General features: G+C 41.7%; 21 protein-coding genes and 1 pseudogene. 15 read left to right on the top strand and 7 right to left on the bottom strand.

The window, feature by feature from the left end:
• Positions 1 to 62: 62 nt before the first annotated feature.
• From CRJ00_RS13415 to CRJ00_RS13405, 3 genes are all read right to left on the bottom strand, one after another.
• A complete protein-coding gene (locus CRJ00_RS13415; RefSeq protein ID WP_257213789.1) occupies positions 63 to 1,061 on the bottom strand; it encodes an IS110 family transposase in 999 nt (332 codons plus the stop codon).
• A gap of 322 nt (positions 1,062 to 1,383) precedes the next feature.
• Positions 1,384 to 2,022, bottom strand: a complete 639-nt coding sequence (locus CRJ00_RS13410; RefSeq protein ID WP_257213788.1) for an HAD family hydrolase — start codon at positions 2,020 to 2,022, stop codon at positions 1,384 to 1,386.
• A gap of 83 nt (positions 2,023 to 2,105) precedes the next feature.
• The gene (locus CRJ00_RS13405; RefSeq protein WP_099367282.1) at positions 2,106 to 3,299 is read right to left on the bottom strand and encodes a proline dehydrogenase family protein; all 1,194 of its coding nucleotides are present in this window, start codon (positions 3,297 to 3,299) and stop codon (positions 2,106 to 2,108) included.
• 93 nt (positions 3,300 to 3,392) lie between these two features.
• Between CRJ00_RS13405 and CRJ00_RS13400 the strand changes: the two genes are divergently transcribed.
• The 12 genes from CRJ00_RS13400 to ruvB all read left to right on the top strand — a co-directional run bounded on the left by CRJ00_RS13400 (position 3,393) and on the right by ruvB (position 17,318).
• Positions 3,393 to 3,599 (top strand): RNA-binding S4 domain-containing protein, encoded by a 207-nt coding sequence (locus tag CRJ00_RS13400; RefSeq protein WP_099367281.1) that lies wholly within the window; start codon positions 3,393 to 3,395, stop codon positions 3,597 to 3,599.
• A 69-nt stretch (positions 3,600 to 3,668) separates the two neighbouring features.
• Positions 3,669 to 4,733, top strand: a complete 1,065-nt coding sequence (aroB, locus tag CRJ00_RS13395) for a 3-dehydroquinate synthase (protein ID WP_099367285.1) — start codon at positions 3,669 to 3,671, stop codon at positions 4,731 to 4,733.
• 9 nt (positions 4,734 to 4,742) lie between these two features.
• Positions 4,743 to 5,468, top strand: coding sequence for a ThuA domain-containing protein (locus CRJ00_RS13390; RefSeq protein ID WP_099367280.1), 726 nt, complete (start codon positions 4,743 to 4,745; stop codon positions 5,466 to 5,468).
• A gap of 20 nt (positions 5,469 to 5,488) precedes the next feature.
• On the top strand, positions 5,489 to 6,784 hold the full coding sequence (locus CRJ00_RS13385) for a D-alanyl-D-alanine carboxypeptidase (protein ID WP_099367279.1): 1,296 nt from the start codon (positions 5,489 to 5,491) through the stop codon (positions 6,782 to 6,784).
• Positions 6,785 to 6,824: 40 nt separating this feature from the next.
• Complete coding sequence (locus CRJ00_RS13380; RefSeq protein WP_099367278.1) at positions 6,825 to 8,141, top strand: MFS transporter; 1,317 nt, start codon at positions 6,825 to 6,827, stop codon at positions 8,139 to 8,141.
• Positions 8,142 to 8,873: a (Fe-S)-binding protein gene (locus CRJ00_RS13375; protein WP_099367277.1), complete on the top strand. Its 732-nt coding sequence runs from the start codon at positions 8,142 to 8,144 to the stop codon at positions 8,871 to 8,873.
• A gap of 24 nt (positions 8,874 to 8,897) precedes the next feature.
• On the top strand, positions 8,898 to 9,776 hold the full coding sequence (locus CRJ00_RS13370) for a sugar phosphate isomerase/epimerase family protein (RefSeq protein ID WP_099367276.1): 879 nt from the start codon (positions 8,898 to 8,900) through the stop codon (positions 9,774 to 9,776).
• 692 nt (positions 9,777 to 10,468) lie between these two features.
• Entirely contained in the window at positions 10,469 to 12,052 is a 1,584-nt protein-coding gene (locus CRJ00_RS13365; RefSeq protein WP_099367275.1) for a peptide MFS transporter, read from the top strand.
• Positions 12,053 to 12,150: 98 nt separating this feature from the next.
• A complete protein-coding gene (locus CRJ00_RS13360) occupies positions 12,151 to 13,944 on the top strand; it encodes a peptide MFS transporter (protein ID WP_099367274.1) in 1,794 nt (597 codons plus the stop codon).
• A gap of 46 nt (positions 13,945 to 13,990) precedes the next feature.
• Positions 13,991 to 15,523: a peptide MFS transporter gene (locus CRJ00_RS13355; protein ID WP_099367273.1), complete on the top strand. Its 1,533-nt coding sequence runs from the start codon at positions 13,991 to 13,993 to the stop codon at positions 15,521 to 15,523.
• A 36-nt stretch (positions 15,524 to 15,559) separates the two neighbouring features.
• Positions 15,560 to 16,294, top strand: coding sequence for a polyprenol monophosphomannose synthase (locus CRJ00_RS13350; RefSeq protein ID WP_099367272.1), 735 nt, complete (start codon positions 15,560 to 15,562; stop codon positions 16,292 to 16,294).
• A 1-nt stretch (position 16,295) separates the two neighbouring features.
• Entirely contained in the window at positions 16,296 to 17,318 is a 1,023-nt protein-coding gene (gene ruvB / locus CRJ00_RS13345) for a Holliday junction branch migration DNA helicase RuvB (protein ID WP_099367271.1), read from the top strand.
• Positions 17,319 to 17,330: 12 nt separating this feature from the next.
• On the opposite strand, the gene CRJ00_RS13340 is transcribed toward ruvB, so the two are convergent.
• From CRJ00_RS13340 to CRJ00_RS13330, 3 genes are all read right to left on the bottom strand, one after another.
• Positions 17,331 to 17,885, bottom strand: a complete 555-nt coding sequence (locus tag CRJ00_RS13340; RefSeq protein WP_099367270.1) for a hypothetical protein — start codon at positions 17,883 to 17,885, stop codon at positions 17,331 to 17,333.
• A gap of 3 nt (positions 17,886 to 17,888) precedes the next feature.
• Entirely contained in the window at positions 17,889 to 20,378 is a 2,490-nt protein-coding gene (locus CRJ00_RS13335) for a S9 family peptidase (RefSeq protein ID WP_099367269.1), read from the bottom strand.
• An 82-nt stretch (positions 20,379 to 20,460) separates the two neighbouring features.
• A complete protein-coding gene (locus CRJ00_RS13330) occupies positions 20,461 to 21,885 on the bottom strand; it encodes an ATP-dependent DNA helicase (RefSeq protein WP_099367284.1) in 1,425 nt (474 codons plus the stop codon).
• Positions 21,886 to 21,958: 73 nt separating this feature from the next.
• Here CRJ00_RS13330 and CRJ00_RS13325 point away from each other — a divergent pair, with 73 nt between their 5' ends.
• Genes CRJ00_RS13325 through coaD form a run of 3 tightly spaced genes read left to right on the top strand, consistent with a single transcriptional unit; the run spans position 21,959 to position 23,775 of the window.
• A complete protein-coding gene (locus CRJ00_RS13325; protein ID WP_099367268.1) occupies positions 21,959 to 22,747 on the top strand; it encodes a DUF3822 family protein in 789 nt (262 codons plus the stop codon).
• Positions 22,735 to 23,271, top strand: coding sequence for an RsmD family RNA methyltransferase (locus CRJ00_RS13320; RefSeq protein ID WP_099367267.1), 537 nt, complete (start codon positions 22,735 to 22,737; stop codon positions 23,269 to 23,271). The genes CRJ00_RS13325 and CRJ00_RS13320 overlap by 13 nt, the downstream gene beginning before the upstream one ends.
• Before the next feature lie 27 nt (positions 23,272 to 23,298).
• Positions 23,299 to 23,775 (top strand): pantetheine-phosphate adenylyltransferase, encoded by a 477-nt coding sequence (coaD, locus tag CRJ00_RS13315; RefSeq protein WP_099367266.1) that lies wholly within the window; start codon positions 23,299 to 23,301, stop codon positions 23,773 to 23,775.
• Between the two features lie 211 nt (positions 23,776 to 23,986).
• On the opposite strand, the pseudogene CRJ00_RS13310 reads toward coaD, so the two are convergent.
• Positions 23,987 to 24,223, bottom strand: a pseudogene (locus CRJ00_RS13310) (IS110 family transposase); the annotation flags it as partial.

Raw genomic sequence — 24,223 nt, 5'->3', positions numbered from 1 at the left:
CTCGCAATGAACTGTGTATATATCCAAATAATAAATTAAATTTTCTCCAAATAATATTCTGATTAGGCCGCTTTTGCGATGTAGCCCTTTCCAGATTTTGCGATGGCGAATGCCTGTTTGATCAGTTTGTTCACCACTGCTATGATTGCGACCTTGTATGGCTTTCCTTTTTCCATCAACCTCCCATAAAGCTCACTGCAGGCGGTGTTGCTCCTGATGGCGGATATTGCCGCCATGTACAGCACCTTTCTGACCTGGCCCATCCCCATCTTGCAGATATGCCCCTTTCCCTTTACGCTGGTACCGGATTCGAATATCCTGGGCGCCAGTCCGAAATAGGATATCAGCTGCCTGTGCCCCTCGAACCGACTGAAACCGTCCGTCAGGATGATAAGCAGTGCTGCGCTGCGTGGCCCTATTCCCGGTATGCTCCGCAGGTTCGCGTTGAGTTCCCCGTAATTCTCCATGATGATCTGCTGGATCTGTCTTTCATGTTCATTGATGTCCTGATCATAACGTTTGATCCCTTCCTCTATGGTCTTCCTGAGCGTGGGTTCCAGTGTTCCCGCATGTTCATATGCATGGAGCCTGTTCGTTAGCATGGTCCTGCATTCCTTCTGTCCCTTGATATAGCCTTCCAGGTTCCTGATCCTCAGCACATGTTCCTCCGGCAGCCTCCATTGGGCAGGTTCSGTYATGCTGGTGAACTTGGCGATGAGCTGGGCATCCTTCCTGTCGGTCTTGGTCCTGGCCAGGGTCATCTGGGAAAAACGCCTGATGACAAGGGGGTTGATGACCGAGACCCGTTCATCCCTCTCCCAGAGGAACTTTGCCAGCCGGAAGTAATAGGGACCGGTGGCCTCCATCGCTATATGGCTGCCGTGCATGTGGCCCARGGCCTCCACAAAACCCGCTTCGTCGTTACTGAAACGACCCTTAAAAACCTCTTTCTGTCCCGATTGGACAGAAATGTCAAAATAATCCTTTGAACAATCAATACCTGTTACCATCTTTGTATACCATTTTTGTGGATTACAGCAGCTCTTATCATAACTTATCAATCGTAAAAACAGGCTCCTGGCCTAATGAACTGTCCAAGTTTATGATAGGAATAAGAGAGGGGGATTAACATTGCGAAGGGTCTCTCAAGGACCAATGACGATTAAAAATCTTACTCCCTCTCTCGCTGTATCCTAAATGAAATACAAAATTATATTCTGTTTCTTTAATTCCTATAACTTCCCTACAAACTTACGATGACGGCAAAGTTCAAGATTGCTTCGTCGTGCCTCCTCGCAATGACGCATAGTTCAAAGATTGCTTCGTTCCTCGCAATGACGCAAAAGGTCTATCATCTAATGTCTATCATCTATCATCTAAAAACTACACCTGGTCAACCCGCACCCAGCCCATGCCGGCGGCGATAGCGCCTTGAACACCCGGATCTCCATCTTCGAATACCAAGCAATCAGCAGGATCGACCTCTAATTGCTCTGCAGCCAATAAAAAAGGTTGTGGGGAGGGTTTTCCTTTTGGGGTGTCACCTGCACAGACTAAAGATTCATATTTTCCGGCTACATCGATTACCGAAAGGGTAATGGCCAAAGTTGATCTGGTTCCGCCGGATACAATTCCAATTTTATGGGTATCCACATTGTCGAACAATACCTGTCTTACATAATCTACAGGTTGGGTGGCTTGGATAAAGCGCTCGATAAAAATAGCAGACTTTCTTTTGGAGAAGGATTCGATATCCAGTTCCACGTTATAGCGAATGGAAATTTCCTTTGCGACAGCGATGGTTGGCCATCCTGCAGTCTCATCAATAAGATCAGGATCTAAATCAACCCCATGTTCCGCCGAAACGGCAACATAAGCAGCTTTATGTGCATCAATATTATCGGCAAGGGTGCCGTCTACATCGAACAATAACGCTTTATAGGAAGAGGCAAGGGAATTTAACTTTAAATACTTTTGGTAGGCTGCATCTGTCATGCCGCAAAAATACGAAATTCTCCTCATCGAGGAGAATTCCATGGTTTTATCTTTATTAAGTTATTTTGAAGTTTCTTGTTTCCTTAAATGGAATGCTAAAATCTCAAAACTTATTTCCTTACGGATTTTCTTCTTTTCAATTCTTTCATGATCAATGAAAGCTCGCGGCCAGTTTGTCCACCTACAGAAGTGTTCTCCTGCGCACGACGGAACAAATAAGGCATTACGGCCTTCACTGGACCATATGGCATGTATTTAGCCACGTTATAACCCGCTGCTGCAAGATTGAAAGATAGGTTATCCGACATACCTAATAACTGCGCAAAGAAAACATTAGGCAAGTTATGTGGGATGTTACGGTTTTCCATTTCCTCCGCCAGGATGCGGCAACTCTGTTCGTTATGCGTTCCGGCCATCAAACCAATCTGGTCGATATGATCCAAACAGAAGTGGATCGCCTGGTTATAATCTGTATCCGATGCTGGTTTATTCGGTTGGATAGGCGAAGGATAACCTTTTTCCTTTGCTCTTTCCCTTTCGATCTCCATATAAGCACCGCGAACAATTTTCGCCCCTAGATGGAAGCCAGCAGTTTTTGCATAAGCATAATCAGCTTTTAATGAAGCCAATTTATCAGCACGGTACAATTGATAAGTATTATATACAATCGGTTTTTCACGGTTATATTTTTCCATCATTTCACGAGCGATATCATCAATGGTATCCTGGATCCAAGAATGTTCAGCATCCACCAATACACGAATTCCTGCTTCGTGACAAGCACGGCAGATACGATCACATCTATCCCATAAACGTTGGTATTCCGCTTTTTCCGCTTCCGTTAATGTTTCTTTAGAATCGATTTTCGCCAATAGATCAAATCTTCCCAATCCTGTAGGCTTGAATACACAAAAAGAGATCAACGGATTTTGTTTAGCGGTTTCTACTGTACGTAGGATCTCAGCGCAACATTCATCAAAGCTTTCTTCCGAATCTTCACCCTCTACCGAATAATCCAAGATGGTCGTTACATTACCCTGACCCAATTCCTGGATCGCACGGTTACAGTCGGCAATACTTTCGCCACCACAGAACTGTCTGTAGATGGTATTCTTGATGATTCCCTGGATGGGTAAGCCTATATTTAAGGAGAAATTTGTAATGGGAGTACCTATTTTGATCAGTGCATTACTTGCTACCATTTTAAATAACCAGTATGCTTTATTCAGATCTTTATCACTTTTGCCTCTGAAGGCGATTTCCGTATTATTAAAGTCTAGCTTTATGGGGGAAATTGTATCCATATTCTATTTTTTTTGATTCACAAAATTAGGGATTAATTGTAAATAAATTCAAACATTCAATTGTAATAGTTCATATTAAATTTATTTTTGTTTATGCAAACGTTTACATTAAATGGGGAATACATTCAGCTCATCCAATTATTGAAAGTGATGAACTGGGTAGAGCACGGCGCGATGGCCCAATGGGTCGTAGAAGAAGGATTGGTGAAGTACAATGGGGAGGTGGATTACCGTAAAAGATTGAAGGTTAGGGTAGGAGATTTGGTGGAATTTGACGGGAACAAGGTTAAGATAATTTAAAACAGAGTTATTACAAATTTGTTGTTCTTGTAGATTCAGAAATTGTCTATCTTTAACCTGAATTATATTATGAAAAAGATCAACAGCTTAGGATACGAAGTCGTATTCGATAATGAACTGGATGAATTGCAATCCTTTCTTATTGATCATGACTATTCACAACTATTAATACTAGTCGATAGAAATACCAACGATCATTGTTTACCACAACTTCAGGCCTTCATTCCTGATATCGTAGATTATGATATAATCGAAGTAGATCCTGGCGAAGAAAATAAGAACATTGATTTCTGTATTGGGGTTTGGAAGACTATGCTGGATTTTGGCGCGGATCGGAAATCCCTGATGTTGAACCTTGGTGGAGGAGTGGTGACGGATATGGGCGGTTTTGCAGCTTCAACCTATAAGAGAGGGATCGATTTTATCCATGTACCTACCACCTTGTTATCCCAAGTGGATGCCTCGGTAGGCGGCAAGACTGGAATCGACCTGGATAATATTAAAAACATCATCGGTACATTTACGCAGCCCAAAGCGGTCTTTATTTCCAATAAGTTTTTGGAAACGTTGGATGATAGACAGATCCGTTCTGGATTTGCGGAAGTGATTAAACATGGCCTTATCAAAGATAAGCAGCTTTTTGAACGTTGTATGAACGTTAAATTGCCTGTTTTACCGGAAGAGATGGTTTATGATTCGGTTATGATCAAGAATGAAGTGGTTTTGGAAGATCCTACCGAAAAGGGATTGCGTAAAATCCTGAATTTTGGTCATACGATTGGGCATGCCATCGAAGGCTATAGCCTATACCATGATCAAGAGCCTTTATTGCATGGGGAAGCCATCGCGATAGGAATGATCTGTGAAGCATTTATCTCTTACCGAGAAAACAACCTACCTGAATCCGAGCTGGAAACCATTGTAAATTATATTAAAGGAATCTATCCGGCTTATCCGATCGATCAAGCGATCTATCCGACTTTGATCGAACTGATGCGCAACGATAAAAAGAATGAGAGCAATCAATTGGGATTTGCCCTTTTACGAAGCATTGGCGATTGTGATTTCAACAAATACGCAGAAGAGGATATGATCGTGGAAAGTTTGGATTATTACAATCAGGTAATCAAATAAACCAACAACATGAAAAATTCGGTTATTCTACTTTTTTTCATGGCAATGCTGTTGTCATGTAGTCAAACTTGGGCAGATGCTTCACCAAAGAAGGTGCTGGTGTTTACAAAAACTACCGGTTTTAGGCATGCCAATATTGAAAAGGGAGTAACCGTATTAAAAAACATATTTTCGAAGGAAGGAATTGCGGTATCCCATACTGAGGATGCGAATGTTTTCTTAGCAGACTCCCTACAATCTTTTCAGGCTGTGATTTTTTTCAGCACGACCGGTACGATTCTGAATGCTGAACAAAAAACAGCCTTTCAAAAGTTTATTGAATCGGGCAGAGGGTTCATGGGTATACATGCGGCTGCCGATACGGAATACGAATGGCCATGGTATGCGAATCTGGTAGGGGCCTATTTTGCCAGTCATCCTGCAGTTCAGGAAGCAAAGATTGATGTGGTTAACAGAAAACATTTAGCCACCAGACATTTACAGAAAATCTGGATGCATAAAGATGAATGGTACGATTTTAAGGATGTGAAGCCTGGTATCAATATTTTGATGATGCTCGATGAAACCTCCTATAAAGGTGGCAAAATGGGGAAATTCCATCCCATTGCCTGGTTTCAGGAATTCAAAGGCTATCGCATGTTCTATACCGGATTGGGACATACCGAGGAATCATTTGACGACCTGAATTTCCAAAAGCAACTCATTGGTGGGTTGAAATATGTGATGGGTAAATAGAAATCCCTAAAGAATCTATTATGAGAAAGCTGCTGTTCCTTTTTGGTCTACTGATCAGTTTTGGCCTCAAAGCCCAAGATTATTCCCCGATTAGCACCCAATTGCAATTATCACCTGTCCTCAACAAACATTATTATGGGGTATCCCTCTATGACCTGGATGAGCATAAGTTTGTCTTTGGCCATCAGGAGGATCGTCATTTTACACCTGCCAGCAATACCAAGGTATTTACCTTGTTCACGTCGCTGAAACTGATCGGGGATTCCATTCCTGGTTTAGCCTATGTGGAGCGTGGAGATTCCTTGATTTTCTGGGGTACGGGAGATCCTACTTTCCTGCATAGTAAATTGGATCGGGGCAAGGTTCTCGAATTCCTGAAAAACAGTGCTAAGAAATTGTTTTATAGTCAATCTCCAGTACAAGAGCCTACTTATAGAAATGGTTGGAGCATAGAAGATTACGAGTTTTATTATCAACCAGAACTTACGGTGTTTCCGATCTATGGAAATGTGGTGCAGTTTCGGGAGGTGGGCAAGCAATTGAGATTGTTTCCGAGCTATTTTGAGCAACATGTACAGCATCTGTCGGATACCGTGACAAGATATAGGATACATCGTCCTTTGGAAAACAATAAATTCGAAGTCAACAATTTTCCGTTGCCTGCCAAATATGTAAACGAAAAACCATTTAAGACCAGCGATTCCCTTTTCCTAAACCTTTTGCAGGATACGCTGAAAAGAGAGGTAGGTTATGTCAATTTGGCGATGCCTAGTGATGCAAAAAACGTTTATTCCATCGGAACAAGAGAGGTGTTGCGAGAAATGATGCTGCCAAGTGACAATTTCCTGGCGGAACAATTGAACATGGTGGCTTCTTTTGTAAAATATCGCAAATTCCAAACGGAGGAACTCCGAAAATATATGCAGACGACCTATTACTCTTTATTTCAGGATCAGATTGAACTAAGGGATGGGAGCGGGCTTTCTACCTATAATAAAGTAACACCGAGAAGTATGGTGGAGTTACTTTTATTGGTAACCGATGCGGTAAAGGACGATGCTGCCAAATTGTTCCTGTTTCCGGCCGGTGGTCTGGAAGGGACTTTAAAAGGCGTGTATCCGACTCCGGGAGGTGTGCCTTTCGTTTGGGCAAAAACAGGAACCATCAACAGCGTACATTGCCAGAGTGGATTTATTAAAACCAAGAAGGGTAAGCGTTTGGCCTATTCTTTCCTGAACAATAATTATATGGGTTCGGCTTCTCCGGTTCGTAAGGAGATGGTACGTGTGATCAGCTATATCTATGAAAATTATTAATCCCTAAAAATCTATTTGGTATATTAGCGATGGAAAAAATATGAAGATCTTTAAAAAGAACGACAAAAGGCTGATCCGCTCCTGGTCCATGTTCGATTGGGCAAACTCAGCATATAATTTGGTGATCAATTCCACCATCTTTCCAGTCTATTACACCACGATAACTAAAAATGCAGAAACGGGTAGTACAACCGTTTCTTTTTTTGGCTTTGAATTCGTGAATACCGCTTTATCCAATTTTGCCTTATCGGTTTCCTATCTGATCATGGCCTTGAGTTTACCTTTTATTTCAGCTTATTCGGATGCTGCCGGAAAACGTAAGTTCTTCATGAAGCTTTTTACCTATCTGGGTGCATTTGCCTGTATGGGGTTATTCTTTTTCAAGATCGATACCCTGGAATGGGGGATCATCTGCTTTTCCCTGGCCGCAATGGGCTATATTGGCGGAGTAGCTTTCAATAACTCCTATTTACCGATCATTGCCACGCCAGATCAACAAGATAGGGTCAGCGCACAAGGTTTTGCTTATGGCTATGTGGGCTGTGTAACCCTGCAGATCATCTGTTTTGTCTTTATTTTTAAACCTGAATGGTTCGGAATTACCGATCCATCGCTTCCTGCACGATTATCATTTTTGTTGGTTGGATTGTGGTGGGTACTGTTCTCGCAGATTCCATTTCGGTTCTTGCCAAGAAATCGGCCTTCGGTCGGAAAGGAAAGAATGCCGTTTTTCCAAAAGGTAAAAACAGAATTTACAGGTGTATTGGCGCAGATCAAACAAATCCCTGCCATCAAGAAGTTTTTGCCGGCCTATTTTTTCTATGCCATGGGTATTCAGACCTTGGTTATTGTGGCGGCAGCCTTTGGCCAAAAGGAACTGAACCTGGGAGCTGATAAATTGATCGCCTCCATTCTTTTGATCCAGATCGTTGCCATAGGTGGCGCCTATATCATGTCGGTTTTTGCAAAGAAATTTGGAAACATCAAGGTACTGATGGTGGTCGTATTCTTATGGATCCTGATCTGTGGTTCTTCCTATTTCATGGCCAATGAATACCATTTTTATATGATGGCCTTTATGGTCGGATTGCTGATGGGCGGAATACAGTCGCTTTCCAGGTCCACTTATTCGAAATTGATACCTACTCATATTGAGGATACCACTTCCTTCTTCAGTTTTTATGATGTGGCGGAGAAATTTGCTATCGTCATCGGTCTATTGAGCTTTGGCATAATTGAACAGATCACCAATAATATCCGTTATTCTGCCCTTTCATTAGGAGTTTTCTTCTTAATCGGGTTTTTCTTGTTGTTTCCTGTTCTAAAATTTAATAAATTACAGATTATAAAAAAATAAATGAATAAGGTAGAATTGTTTATACCCTGTTTCATCGATCAACTATACCCAGAAACAGCATTTAATACCGTTAAATTATTGGAAAAAGCAGGCTGCGAGGTGATGTACAACGCTGAACAGACCTGTTGTGGTCAACCTGCTTATAATGCAGGTTTTTGGGACGATGCGAAGATTATCGGTCAGAAGTTTCTGAAGGATTTCCAGGACGAATATCCCATTGTATCCCCATCTGCCTCCTGTACGGGAATGGTAAGGGGAGGATATGATGACCTATTCACCAATTCCATGGAACATAACCGTTGCCGGTCCATACAGCGCAATATCTTTGAGATATCGGATTTCTTGGTCAATGTGTTGAAGAAGGAGTATTTCGGTGCTGAACTGATTGGGACAGCCGTTTACCATGATTCTTGTTCGGCCTTGCGGGAGTGCAAGATCAAGGAGGAACCTCGTCGCTTATTAAGCCATGTTGGCGGATTGGAGATCGTGGAAATGCGCGATCAGGAAACCTGTTGCGGATTTGGTGGAACTTTTGCGGTGAAGTTTGATGGTATTTCCTCCGCGATGGCAGAGCAGAAGGTGCAGAATGCGATGGCCGTAAAAGCCGAGTATATCATATCTACAGATTCATCTTGTTTATTACAACTTCAAGCCTATATCGAAAAACATAATTTGCCCATAAAGACCATGCATTTGGTGGATGTGCTCACATCAGGCTGGGCAAATATTTAAAAGAAACATTATTATATTATGACTATGAATTCAAGAAGAGAGTTTTTAAGAAATCTAGGACTGGCTGCAGCAGGTATTACCTTGGCGCCAAGTTTGGATTTATTTGCAGCCAAAAAAGATTGGTTCAACATTTCATTAGCAGAGTGGTCACTTCACCGTAAGATCAATAAAGGTGATTTGAAAAATATTGATTTTCCGGAGTATACAGCGAAGAATTTTGGTATCTACGGAGTTGAATATGTAAATCAGTTCTTTAAGGATAAAGCAAAGGATATGACTTACTTAAAGGATTTGAATAACCGGGCAAAAGATAATGGTGTGAAGAATGTGCTGATCATGATCGATGGCGAAGGAAACTTGGGAGACCGTGATGAAACGAAACGTTTAGCGGCTGTTGAGAATCACCATAAGTGGATCGATGCTGCGCATTTCTTGGGATGCCATGCGGTTCGTGTTAATGCGGCGGGTCAGGGTACAAAAGAAGAAGTGAAAGCGCAGGTGGTGAAAAGTCTGTCCTCTTTGGCGGATTATGGTAAAAAAGGTAAGATTTCGGTTATTGTGGAAAACCATGGCGGTATTTCATCGCATGGTGATTGGTTATCGGATGTGTTGAAGACCGTTGGTAAGAAGAACTGTGGAAGTTTACCTGACTTTGGTAATTTCTATGAGTATGATCGTTATCAGGGTGTGGCGGATTTGATGCCGTATGCAAAAGGGGTTAGTGCGAAGTCGCATTTCTTTGATGAGCAGGGTAATGACACAGGTATTGATTATAAAAGAATGATGGATATCGTGAAGAAATCAGGATTTAAAGGCTGGGTAGGTATTGAGTTTGAAGGAGATAAGATTTCGGAGGATGAAGGGATTAAGAAGACTAAAGCTTTATTGGAGCGGTTTAAGTAAGCATTTTGTCTTGATCACCTTAGGTCATTGCTTCGTCGTACTTTCCCGTCATTGCGAGGAGGTACGACGAAGCAATCTTTACCCATGTCATGGTGAGCGCAGTCGAACCATCTGTTCGTATACAACCATACAGATCCTTCGACTACGCTCAGGATGACAGGAGGAAAGATAGCATCGCTAATAAGAAAGATTGCTTCGTACCTCGCAATGACGATTAAAGATTCGCAATGACGTTAAAGAGATTGCTTCGTTCCTCGCAATGACGGCTAAAGATTCGCAAATCCTCGATTTCCAAATTCCTATTTTAACCCTCATTCCCTTAGCAAATTACCACCTTTTTAACCATCCCGTTTAAACTTTCCTAATCCTCTATCGTCCTACGTAAAAATGCGATTACCAATGCTAAAATTGGACCTTTTCTTTTTTAGCTAGTCTTCAAATTTTGAATAAAAATTTGTTTATTTGCTTATTGAATAAAATAATATTCCGATTATATTCTTTTAATAAGCTATTACCAACAAATTATTTTGTTTTAATATTCAAGAATTTAATCAATAACAGATTCAAGAATACAATGAACATATTCATGAATTACATAAAATCATATTCAAGAATACAGTAAAAACATAATCAAGAATTTAAAAATAATAATCTTTTAATAATCTAATATTTACACAAATTAGTTTGAACAAATGAATCAAGAGAACGATGTAGCATTGGTCCAGCACCTTTCCAAGCAAGGGGTTGACGATAAGATGGTTATGGGACACCCAGCCAGTTTATTTGTCCTTTTCTTCACCGAAATGTGGGAGCGTTTCAGTTATTACGGAATGCGGGCATTATTAACTGTCTTTTTAATTACCGAAGTCGCCAAACAAGGATGGGGATGGACTAACCAAGAAGCCATGGAGCTTTACGGATGGTACACAGGTCTTGTTTATCTTACACCGTTAGTCGGTGGTATGATTGCTGATAAATTAACGGGATACCGCAAAGCGATCCTAATTGGCGCATTGATCATGACCATGGGTCATGCCGCAATGGCTTTTGAACATATCTCCGCCAATTTCTTTTACCTGGGTCTGGTATTGATGATCCTGGGTAATGGTATGTTCAAACCTAACATTTCCTCTATGGTTGGACAATTATACCCTGATAACAGCATGAAAAAAGATGCGGGTTATACCATTTTCTACATGGGTATCAACTGTGGAGCCTTCTTAGGAATGTTGTTATGTGGTTATATCGGAGAAAAAGTAGGATGGCACTATGGTTTTGGACTAGCGGGTGTTTTCATGTTCTTTGGTATGGTTCAATTCTATTTTGCACAGAAGATTTTCGGTAAAATTGGTGAAAAACCAGGTACAGTTCATGTAGAAGAGAAATTAGCTGCAGTAGAAGAAGAAGAGGAAGAAACACCTAAGAACATCGTTCGTGACCGCTTGGTGGTTGTTGCGGTATTGATGCTTGCTTCGGTATTCTTTTTCTTTGCTTTTGAGCAAGCCGGTGGTTCCATGACCATCTTCGCGAAAGACTATACTCAACGTTTATTGGATGGTAATGCAGGCGAAATATTCAAATGGGTAGATGCTGCATTAACTATTTTCCCAATCCTGATCGTTACTTGGGTATTGTTCAAGCTTTCGCAAAAGATCTATGATCGGTATCCGATGACCGTTATTGCTACAGCAATTTCCTTTGCCATCATCTGGGCATTAGGTTTCTGGAAAGTATATAGAGAATTCAACCTAGCGCAAACAGAAGTAACTGTTTCCTGGTTCCAGATCCTGAATTCCTTCTTCATCATTACGTTGGCATCATCCTTCTCTAAACTATGGGAAAAGGTATGGAATCCTTCAGGACCCGTTAAATTTGCCTTCGGATTGATCTTGGTAGCCGTTGGTTTCGTGGCCTTGGCATACGGATCGATGTCCATCCCACAAGGAGCAAAAACAGCTTCTGTGAGCATGATCTGGTTGATCTTAGCTTATTTCTTCCATACTACCGGTGAATTATGTGTTTCTCCAGTAGGTTTATCTTATGTTAGTAAGCTTTCCCCTAAGAAATTTGCAGGTCTATTATTCGGTCTTTGGTTCACCGCTTCGGCAATTGCCAACTTTATTGCTGGTAAAACCGGATCGTACATCGACCATATCGTAGAAAAATATTCCATGTCTACCTTCTTCCTGATTATTGCTGCTCTTCCAGTTGCAGTAGCCTTATTATTATTGATTTTCAATGGTAAACTGAAGAAAATGATGCATGGCATCAATTAAATAGATTTAATTGTATAAACAATTATACAAAGCCGAATAGTTTTACTATTCGGCTTTTTATTTTAATTTTACGGGTCTTAAAAAAATAATAACCAAATATGAGTAATATTTCAGAAGCTTCATTTTCGGAAGAGTTAGAAAAAGAAGGCATTGATGGGAGCCTGGTTTTAGGCCATCCATCAGGATTGTTTGTTCTATTCTTCACGGAGATGTGGGAGCGTTTTTCCTTTTATGGAATGCGCGTCTTATTGATCAACTTCTTAACGAGTGCCATTATATCCGGAAGTCCATTCTCAGGATGGGGTTGGGATCCAGTTCAAGCGGGTGCACTTTATGGTACCTACGCCATGTTATTGTATATCTCTCCGATCTTTGGAGGTATCTTGGCCGATAAATATTTAGGCTATCGGATGGCCGTGGTTATTGGTGCCGCTATCATGACCCTTGGACACTTGTTCATGGCTTTTGATACGCCGTTATTCCTCTACCTCGGGCTTGGTGCCTTGGTGTTGGGAACAGGGTTCTTTAAACCGAACATGACTTCCATTCTCTCGGAAATGTACAAGAAGTTCCCGCAGAAAAAAGATGGTGCCTATACCATTTTCTACATGGGGGTAAACTCAGGAGCCTTTTTCGGAATGATGCTTTGTGGTTATTTAGCAGAAAAAATTGGTTGGCACTGGGGTTTTGGTCTTGCAGGGATCTTTATGTTCCTAGGAACTTTACAGTTCTGGTTCGCTAAACCAATTTTTGGTAAAGTAGGACATCCTCCGACAGCAGAACAAAAAGAAGCTGCTAAAAAATTAACAGCAGAAAGTACCAATCCTGATGATAAACCTAATCCATTCACCAAATTGGATACTATTCTGATCGTTGTTATGACTATCCTAGGTTTAGGATATGCCATTAATGATCCACTTTCCAAAATCGCTGGATTTGATATCTTTTCCAGCCTTCAGGTAGGAGATTTTGCCGGACAGAATGTGGCCATCATCTCGGCGTTGGTGTTATTCTTATTTGTGGTGATTTCCCGTTTATCGCGCTATACAAAAGTTGTTCGCGATCGCTTGATTGCAGTCATCATCTTTGCTTTCTTCGTCATCTTCTTTTGGATGTCCTTTGAACAAGGCGCTTCTTCTTTGGTAATCTTCGCCAGAGATAATGTAGATAGGGCATTATCCGGTAATTCATTGACCATCTTCAATACCGTAAATACTTTATTGACCGTTGTTCCATTAATCCTGATCACCTATGTGGTCGCTAAATTGACTAAACAAACCTTCGGAAAAGCACCGCTATCCAATGTGGTTCAGTTTATCTGTTTCGCAGGAGTTTGGGGTATTGCCATCTGGATGTTGTACCGTGAATATACTGCGGAAGCTTCAGAAATTACCGTTTCATGGTTCTCAATTCTGAACTCTTTCTTCATCATTACTTTTGCCAATTTTGTTTCTAAAGTTTGGGATTCCAAATACAATCCACCGGCAGCTGTGAAATATGGTTTGGGATTGATCATCATGGCAATCGGTTTTGGTCTATTGGCATTCGGTGCCAATGGAATCCAAGAAGGGGTTAAAGTATCCATGATCTGGTTGGTATTGGCGTATATGTTCCATACCCTGGGTGAGCTTTGTTTATCGCCGGTAGGATTATCCTATGTTTCCAAATTAGCACCAGCGCGCATGATCGGATTTATGTTCGGTATGTGGTACCTAGCCATTGCCATCGGAAATAAATTGGCAGCCATCCTTGGTGGACAAATTGAAGTGATAACAAAACAATACTCTTTGAGTACATTTTTCTTGATCTTTACCATCGTGCCTATCGTGGCCGGATTAATCGTGATCTCACTGAATCCAGTCCTGAAAAAACTGATGCACGGAGTGAAATAAAAAATAATAAGGGGCTTAGCAATAAGCCCCATTTTAATATCATACAATGAATACAGAAGGACAAAAAACACTGGAGGAAATCCAGAACTTCGAAGGCAAGTATCCAAAACAGATCTGGAGCTTATTCTTTTCTGAGATGTGGGAAAGATTTTGTTTTTATGGGATGCGCGGTATGTTGGTGTTCTTTATGATCACCCAACTGAATTTTGCGGAAAAAGAGGCCAATCTACAATATGGGGCTACCCAGGCTTTCGTCTACGCTTTTACATTTATCGGCGGTTTATTTGCCGATAAGATCCTAGGATTCCGTAAATCCCTGGTTTTTGGTGGGATTCTGATGATCATCGGATCGGTTCTTTTATCGATCGATACGCATCAATTTTTCTTTTTCGGATTGGCATTCATCATCATCGGAACCGGATTCTTCAAGCCAAATATTTCTACCATGGTGGGTGAACTGTACAAAGATGGTGATAATAGGCGCGATGGCGGCTTTTCGCTATTCTATGCGGGAATCAACTTAGGCGCTTTCTTGGGCGGCTATATCTGTGTTGCAATCGGGAAGGGTTATATGCTAAGCTCAGTTATCGATGAGGCACACCGTTGGAATGTCGCCTTCGGATTGGCAGCGGTAGGGATGTTGATCAGTTTGATCAATTTCCACTTCACCAAAAAACAATTGGGGCCGATCGGTCTTCAACCTGGACATCCAGATGCGATCGTGAAAACCATACCATTACCAAAATGGGTGGAATATGCGGTCTATGCAAGTACCTTGATCTTTGTGCCATTGATCCAGATCATGGTCTCCAAAACGGAATACACCGATTATTTCATGTACATCATTGGTCCATTGACTTTGATCTACCTGTTCTACGAAATGTCGAAAGTGGATAAGATTGAACGACATAAATTGATCGCTGCCTTGATCTTTATCCTATTCTCGGTAATTTTCTGGGGAATCTATGAGCAGAGTGGGGGTTCCCTAAGTATTTTTGCGGCTCATAATCTGAACGATACCATCCTTGGCGGAACAGTTACCTTAGATCCAAATGGGGTGAATAACTCCGGAGGAGCACTATTTATCATCTTCTTGGCACCTTTATTTGGGATGCTATGGCTTTATTTGGCTGCCCGCAAGATTGAACCCAATACCATCATCAAATTCGGATTGGGATTTGTATTCCTTGGTTTAGGCTTTTATGTGCTGTATGCAACCAGGTTCTTTGCGGTAGAAGGAATGACTTCCTTGGATATCTTTACCTTAGCCTTATTGGTGATTACCATAGGCGAATTATGTCTATCGCCAATCGGTCTATCCATCATGACGAAATTATCGCCTGCAAAATTGCAGGGAATCATGATGGGGATGTGGTTCTTGGCGAGTGCTTATGGACAGTATGTGGCCGGTTTGATCGGAGCGAACATGGCAGAAGCTAGAGAAGGAGATTCCTTAATGGATAAATTGATTACTTATACAGATGGCTATAAACAATTGGGATTATATGCGTTAATTGCAGGGGTCATATTGATCTTATTGTCGCCTATGATCAAGAAATTGATGCACGGGGTTAATTAATATTTTGCTTAACTTTACACCATCAAAAATTAGCTTGTGTCAGATAGCATAGTAATCATTCCTACCTATAACGAGAAGGAAAATATTGAACGTATTATTCGAAAAGTATTCTCGCTAGAGGTAGACTTCCATGTATTGATCGTAGATGACGGTTCGCCGGATGGAACGGCCGACATCGTCAGGAAATTACAAGAATCCGAATTTGCCGGTAAGCTCTTCATGGAAGAACGGAAAGGTAAATTAGGATTAGGTACAGCCTATATACATGGTTTCAAATGGTCTCTACAGCGAAGCTATGAATTCATTTTTGAGATGGATGCCGACTTCAGCCATAATCCGGATGATCTGATCCGCTTGCGGGAAGCCTGCATGCATGGGGGAGCCGACATGGCGATAGGTTCGCGTTATATCAAAGGCGTAAATGTAGTCAACTGGCCCATGAACAGGGTCTTGATGTCCTATTTTGCATCAGCTTATGTGCGTCTCATTACCCGCATCAACATCCAGGATGCGACCGCAGGGTTTGTTTGTTTCCGCAGGAAAGTGTTGGAGACCATCCCGCTGGACAAAGTGAAATTTGTAGGCTATGCCTTCCAGATCGAGATGAAATTTACGGCGATCAAGTATGGTTTTAATGTGGTCGAAATTCCGATCATCTTTACAGACCGTACCTTAGGCACCTCAAAAATGAGTACTAAGATCTTTAAAGAAGCATTCTTCGGCGTGATTCAAATGAAGGTCAATTCATTTTTTAAAGATTATAAACAATAGCATGAACGAGAACCTTGACCCAAATCCGGAGCGTCTATCAACGACTGACAAAGATCTGGAGCGCGTACTGCGCCCCCAAACCTTTGATGATTTCACTGGTCAGGCTAAGATATTGGAAAACCTGTCGATCTTTGTGAAGGCAGCCAAGCTTCGTGGGGAGGCATTGGACCATGTATTGCTACACGGCCCTCCAGGACTTGGAAAAACCACCTTATCGCATATCATTGCCAATGAAATGGGTGTGGGCATCAAGATATCTTCCGGTCCTGTATTGGATAAACCCGGGGATCTTGCCGGTCTATTAACCGGTCTGGATGAGGGTGACATTCTTTTTATCGATGAGATCCACCGTTTAAGCCCCTTGGTGGAAGAATATTTATATTCTGCCATGGAGGACTTCAAAATCGATATCATGTTGGAGACAGGGCCTAATGCACGTTCTGTGCAGATTTCCTTGAATCCATTTACTTTAGTCGGTGCAACCACCCGTTCGGGATTGCTTACCGCCCCATTACGCGCGCGTTTCGGTATCAATTCCCGTTTACAATACTATGATTCCAAATTATTGACGGATATCGTGATGCGTTCAGCCATCATCCTAAAAGTTCCAATCTCCGAAGAAGGTGCTTATGAAATTGCACGTAGGAGTAGGGGTACCCCTCGTATTGCCAATGCACTGCTGCGAAGAACCCGGGATTTCGCCCAGATCAAAGGAAATGGTTCCATTGATAAAGCCATTGCCCAGTTTGCCTTGAATGCTCTGAATGTGGATGAGCATGGTTTGGATGAAATGGATAATCGGATCCTGATGACCATCATTGATAAATTCAAAGGAGGTCCGGTAGGCTTGAAGACCATTGCAACTGCTGTTGGGGAAGATGAAGGTACTATTGAGGAGGTTTATGAACCTTTCTTGATCCAGGAAGGGTATCTGATGCGTACTTCGCGGGGTAGGGAATGTACGGAGCTGGCTTTCCGTCATTTGGGAAAAACCAATTACCCAAAAGGAAATACCCTTTTTTAATCGCTTAGAAAACTAATACTTTATTTTGCTCAATGCTTTCAGAAGCTTATTACCGCGGCTTTTCAAGGCTGCTGATGCTTCTTTTTCCAGTTGCAGTTCTATTTGCAGCTTAAGTTCCTGCGCTAGCCAAGGATGGTTGGGGATGCATTGGAATAAGATATCAAAAGCGTTGACCAAAACAGCCACCGGGCAGGAGGCATCTTCTACAATCTGAAAGGTCTTTTCAATGATACTTTCCTCTTCTACTTCCGTTAAATCAAAAGATTGGTTGGCCTTGGAGGTCATCCACATCATGATCTTGGAATAACTCCTTAACACACTCCAGTTGTTAGAAAAGCAATAATTTTGAATAATCACGTCCTTATGCTCCTCGATCAGGTAAGTGTTCTTCAACACGATATGTTCCAACGCCCAAGCCGCGCGAAAGGCTACTTTAGGAAGATCCAAATTTACACTGAGCTGGGCAAGATCCAGAAAGGGAATCTCTTTCAATAAGGCTAAAGAGAAATCAGAGGCGCCATACTGTAATAGTGCCTCCGATTGCTGTTGATGTTTTTGGGTAAACATCAATTATCTTTTGATGGGTTTATCTCGATTCATTTCGGTCATATCCACCTCATTCATTTTGGACTCACCCAATAGGTGCTCACTGAAATAATCAGCCATCCTCCAGAAGAAGTATTCTGTCATATCCCCAAAACCATGACGCTGACCAGGTAACAATAAGAAATCGAAACGCTTATTGGCTTTGATCAAGGCATCGACCATGCGAATGGAGTTTGCCGGATGCACGTTGTTATCGATATCACCCGTAACGATCAATAATTTTCCTTTTAGGTTTTTCGCTAGGTCCGAGTTGCGGTCGATCTGGTAATTGAAAGAGGTATCGCCTTTACTGTTCACTTTTTCGGTGATTCCATGGTGTCTTTCGCTCCACCAACGGTTGTAGATGTTGTTCTCATGGTTTCCGGCACCAGATACGGCTACCTTGAAGAAATCCGGGTATACCAACATGGCTGCCGTAGACATAAATCCACCACCAGAGTGACCTGTAATCCCAACGCGGTCGATATCGATGAAGGAATATTTATTAGCCAATTGCTCTGCCACCACTTTTTTATCCTCCAATCCATAATCACGAAGGTTTCCGTAGCCATAGGTATGGTACCATTTTGAGCGGGATGGATGTCCTCCACGGTTTCCTACAGAAATCACGATGAACCCCATCTGCGCCAAACGGTCTACGCGGTCCATGCTTCTGCCGAAACTTTTGTTCACAGCCTCTGTTTGAGGTCCTGGGTACACATATTCAATGATCGGGTAGGTCTTGGTCGAATCGAAATCAAAAGGCTTGTACATCACCCCATACAGGTCTGTGATGCCATCCCCAGCCTTTACCTTGAAGGGTTCCGGGAATTTGTAGCCCGATGCCATCAATTGGGATAGATCAGCTTCCTCTAATTTCATGATCAATTGACCCGATGCACTGTATAGGTTGGAAACAGGAGCCGTATTAACTCTCGAAAAGTTGTCTACAAAGTAATTTCCGCTTTCGGAAGCTAATACTTGATGGTCAAAATCTCCAGGAGTCAATAATTTGAATGCAGACCCGTTTTTGTTCACCGAATAGTAATGTGTATAATAAGGATCTAATTTCTTATCCACACCGTTCGCTTTGAAGAATAGGGTTCCTGTATTTTCATTATAGCTGGTCAATTCATCACAATGGAAATCTCCTTTGGTGATCTGATTGATCAATTTTCCCTGATTGTCGTATAGGTAGAAGTGCCCCCATCCATCGCGTTGAGACCAATGGATAAACTGGCTGTAATTATTGATGAACTGTGGCTTTTTGATATCCAAATACACATTGGAGCGTTCTTCCACCAAGGTTCTTGTCGAACCATTCACGTTGACAGCAACCAAGTCAATGCGTTTTAGGTCGCGGCTAGAACGTGCAATGTAGAATTCCTCATTCGTTCCCAACCAGTAGTTGATGTAATGCTTTCCTTTATAGTTTGCTTTCGAACGGTCCTTGCTCCAGGTACTGATTGTCTGGTTCTTGAATTTAGCCACATTGATCTGTCTAGGTTTCAAGCTGGCTGCATCAAAAAGGTAAAGTTCTACTTCGGTAGAATCCGTTTCTCCTGGCATCAGGTATTTATAGGTCTCCAGGGTAGGGCGTTTGCCACCTACATTATTGATCACCCACAACGCATTGTATTCTCTATTATCCTTACGGGTTAAAGTAAAATAACGTCCGTCAGGAGACCAATTGATCCAAACAGGCTTTCTTTTTTTCTTTTCCTCGTCTTCGGATTTCTTATCGCCGCTAGTTACGGAATATTCATCTCCACCCCAAGCATAGTATTGTACGCCATCCGTAGTGATCTGATGCTCGACAATGGTACTATCTTTTTCATCCTTTTGGGCTTTTAGGTAGTTCGCATAATCCATCCAGTATAGGTTGAAGTTCTTGGCATAGAAAACCTTGGTGGTATCCGGATTGAAATTCGCCCAGAAAACACGTCCTTTTTCTTTGGTGGTATCGCTGATTTCTTTCAGGTTTTTGGTGTTGATGTTATATTCAAAATGGAAAAGCTTTTTCTTGATCGTATCGCTTTTATTGGTCAGCTTCTTGATTTCCTCTTTGGATTTTACGGTATCCAATGTACTCTGTACCTCAAAACGGATCAGGTTCTCGTCCTTTTCCATAAAGCGCAGGTTTCTAATATCTAAGTGTTGTGCATCGAAAGGGTTTCTAACGATAGAAGTGATCTTAGCGGCCATTTCAGATCCATCAAATAGTTCCTGTTTGCGTCTGGAGGCAGGTTCCACCAAGTACCATTTCTTTCCAGCGGAAGTGCGGTATTCGTACCAGAATTTTTCACCGAAATTAATCCAGTTGGGATTTACTTCTGTGGAGTAGATCATGGTACTCAATCGGGAAGGAGAGTATTTTGCCGCCAATTGGTAATTTGGTTTGGCCAAGGTGCTTTTTTCCTGAGCGAAAGTCCATACGGAACAGAGCATCAAAAAGCCTAATAATGATTTTTTCATTTTATATTAATGGAAATTATTTGGTTTCAGCGAAAATATTGCTTTCTAAGGGGATAAGGAAGTATATTCTGTATTATTTTTGCTATTCTTCGTAGAATTTTTCGTTAAAATTCACGAGGAACAATTCTTTCGTTGCCCGGGTCAAAGCCGTGTACAGCCAGCGCATAAACTCGGTTGTCAACATTTCATCGGTCATATAGCCTTGATCCACGAATACCAAAGGCCATTGCCCCCCTTGGGCTTTATGACAGGTAATGGCATAGGCAAATTTAATCTGTAAGGCATTGTAGTAGGGATCTTTTTTGATCGCCTCCATCCTGTATTTTTTGACCGGTATATCTTCGTAATCTTTGGAGATGCTTTCGTAAAGTTTTTGCTGCTGATCGTAGGGAAGGTTGGGAGAATCCACATAGAGACTATCCAGCAGGACCCTGCATCGGATGGCGTCGCCTTCATTATTGTCCATGAACTCCAAGTAGAGGTCAGCAAACCTAAAACCATGCATTTCATGCACATTACTTACTTTTTTGATGATCGCCATATCGCCATTAGCAATGAATCCCTGGCTCTTTTCATCATTGTCCTGCAGCCAATAATAATTGTTGCGAACCACCATGATCTGATCCCCACCTGTGATCTCCTCATCCCGAAAAAGGATCTGGTTGCGTATATGTTGATTATATAGATTGGCGGATTTGTTGGATCGGCAGATGACCATGCATTGCTCAATGCCATATTTATCATAGGCATAATGTAGGCCTTCGATCAGCCTTTCACCATTCATCCTGTAAATGTCCTTAAAAGATTTGGTCACAAATTGTGGGTAACTGTACTCCACAAACTCCTCGTCCAATCGGATTTCATTCCGGATCCGGGTAGCATTGAAAAGGATCCCCGAGTTTTTATCCTGTCTAACCACATCCGTTAATTCGTAGGTGAAAATGCCCAATCCAAATTCCCCATTCATGTATTCGGGATTTAGTGCAGGGCTTTCTTCCAATCCAACGGGAGGGAGCTGAGCGGTATCTCCAACCAACATCAAACTGCAGTTTTCCCCCGATTGCACATATTGTATGAGGTCATGAAGCAGTCCGGAAGAGAACATACTCGCACCTTCATTGCTGATCATAGATGCTTCGTCCACAATGAATAACGTGTTTTCATGTGGATTATCACCTAAACCGAAATTTAGGTCGATACTCGCTGCGTTTTTCTTGCGATAGATTTTTTTATGGATGGTCAAGGCTGTTCTGCCGGAATAAGCACTCATTACTTTCGCCGCCCGACCTGTAGGGGCCAGCAATACCGATCGCTTCTGTATTTTTGGCAATATTTTGACCAACGCCGAGATGATGGAAGTTTTTCCCGTACCGGCATATCCTTTCAGAATAAAGCAGGCATCGGAGGAAAAGGTATGCAAAAAATCAGCTAACATCCCGAAAACTTCTTCCTGTTGTTTTGTCGGTTGATGATGGAATTGCTGTAAGAGGTAATTTTTCACTTGCACATCCAAAGTTATTCAAAAGGTTGGTCAAACCAATTTTAAAAACTATTTTTGTGATTAAAGCATCTGCAAAAGCATGATTTATACGTCGTCACAATTTCACTTACAATATATTGCCAAATACCAATTGATCGTTCAGGCGAATTTTAACTATGACATATTATATGTGGTTGATTCCGAAGGACAATTGTTGGTTTACATGAAGTATGAAAGCAATAGTCCCAGCGAAGAAGCTTTAAAGATTCTGAGTCTTCCTTTTCAGAAGGTCTATGTAAGTATCTCGCATAATAACCTAACATTCATTCCGAATGATCTCTATGATATGGAGGATGTGGAGAAATACCAGGATTTTATGGAACATCCTGGAAGAAAAGCTGAATCGGTTTCCTTGGATTTCCTTCAAGCACAGGCTTTTTATCAATACGATGTATTATTGGAGCAACGTTGGAGATCCTTGTTCCCGCATGCCCAATTTATCCCAGAATTTAAATTGAACCTGATGCAGGCAAGACCTCATATTCCGCTTCAAGGCGAGGTATTAGGTGTTGTTTTCCATGAACAAGTGGTGGATTTGTTTTTGTTCATCAATGGGCAGTTCAAGCTATATAATAGTTTTGAAGTGTATTCAGAGGAAGATCTCAGCTACTATGTGCTGCATCTTTTCCAAGTATTTGGCATAGATGGAAAGGTGAGCAAGGTTCTGTACAGCAGTATGAACGCTGAAAGCCCTTATATTGGAAAATTGGCAGAATATGGCCATCAGGTAATGGGTATTAGATCGCAGCAGGCATTATCTTTATTGGATGAATTACCTTCCGGGTTGGCAGATAGTTACCTTTTAGAATTACCAAAATGCGCATTATAGGAGGAAAGGCTGCAGGATTACGTTTAAATCCACCGCAGAATTTACCGGTTCGCCCGACAACGGATCTAGCCAAGGAAGCCTTATTCAATATCCTGAATAATAAACTGGATTTTGATGACTTGGATTGTCTCGATCTTTTTGCTGGAACCGGAAATATTTCTTTTGAATTAGCGTCGAGAGGGGTAAAATCGGTTGATGCGATTGATCTGCATGGTAAATGTGTGATGTACATAACAGATACGGCTAAGAAGTTGGATCTACCACAGATCAAAGCTCGGAAAGCTGATGTGTTTAAATTCATCAAATCGGCGAAGGGTGCTTATGATCTTATTTTTGCAGATCCACCTTATGATATTGGTCAGTTGCCGATGCTTCCGACTTATGTATTTGAAAACAATTTGTTAAATTCAGGGGGATTATTGATTGTTGAACACCCAACGAGTAGAAAAATGGCCGCCCATCCCAACTTTGTGGAGCAACGGCAATACGGAAACTCGTCATTTAGTTTTTATAGCCTAGTATAAAAAACTTATAATAAATAGCCTAGTATCATGAGAATCGCAGTTTTTCCAGGGTCTTTTGATCCCTATACCATTGCACACCACGATCTGATCGAACGTGCATTACCGTTATTTGATAAGATTTATGTGGCCATTGGGATCAATAGTTCCAAAGTGGGCATGATGGATGTGGAAACCCGCAAAGCAGCTATTTCTAAGCTTTATGCTGGAAATGAGAAGGTTGAGGTGGGTTTTTATCAGGGATTGACTGTAAATTTTTGTAGGGAGGTTGGAGCGACTGTTATTTTAAGGGGAGTACGTAATAATACGGATCTGGATTATGAGAATATCATTGCGCAGAACAATTTGATTTTGGCACCGGAGGTGGAGACTTATTTTTTGGTGAGTAGATCAGGGAAAGCGCATATTTCGTCTACGATTGTTAGGGATATCTGGAAGAATAAAGGAGATATTAGAGGCTTGGTTCCGGAGGAGGTTTATGGGTTTATTTTAGATGATAGATTATAGATGTGAGATTATAGACTTGTCGCGTCATTGCGAGGAGGTACGACGAAGCAATCTTTACACTTATCGAAAGATTGCTTCGTTCCTCGCAATGACGGTGGCCTCGCAATGACGCGGAAGAAAGATTGCTTCGTTCCTCGCAATGACGGAGACTCGCAATGAACTGTGTATATATCCAAATAATAAATTAAATTTTCTCCAAATAATATTCTGATTAGGCCGCTTTTGCGATGTAGCCCTTTCCAGATTTTGCGATGGCGAATGCCTGTTTGATCAGTTTGTTCACCACTGCTATGATTGCGACCTTGTATGGCTTTCCTTTTTCCATCAACCTCCCATAAAGCTCACTGCAGGCGGTGTTGCTCCTGATGGCGGATATTGCCGCCATGTACAGCACCTTTCTGACCTGGCCCATCCCCATCTTGCAGATATGCCCCTTTCCCTTTACGCT

Origin of the sequence: Sphingobacterium sp. 1.A.4 (assembly GCF_002734245.1) — a bacterium.
In the GTDB taxonomy this organism is placed as follows: Bacteria; Bacteroidota; Bacteroidia; order Sphingobacteriales; family Sphingobacteriaceae; genus Sphingobacterium; species Sphingobacterium tenebrionis.
Note: the sequence above shows the minus strand (reverse complement) of the source record. Positions and strands in the feature narration are given on the sequence as shown.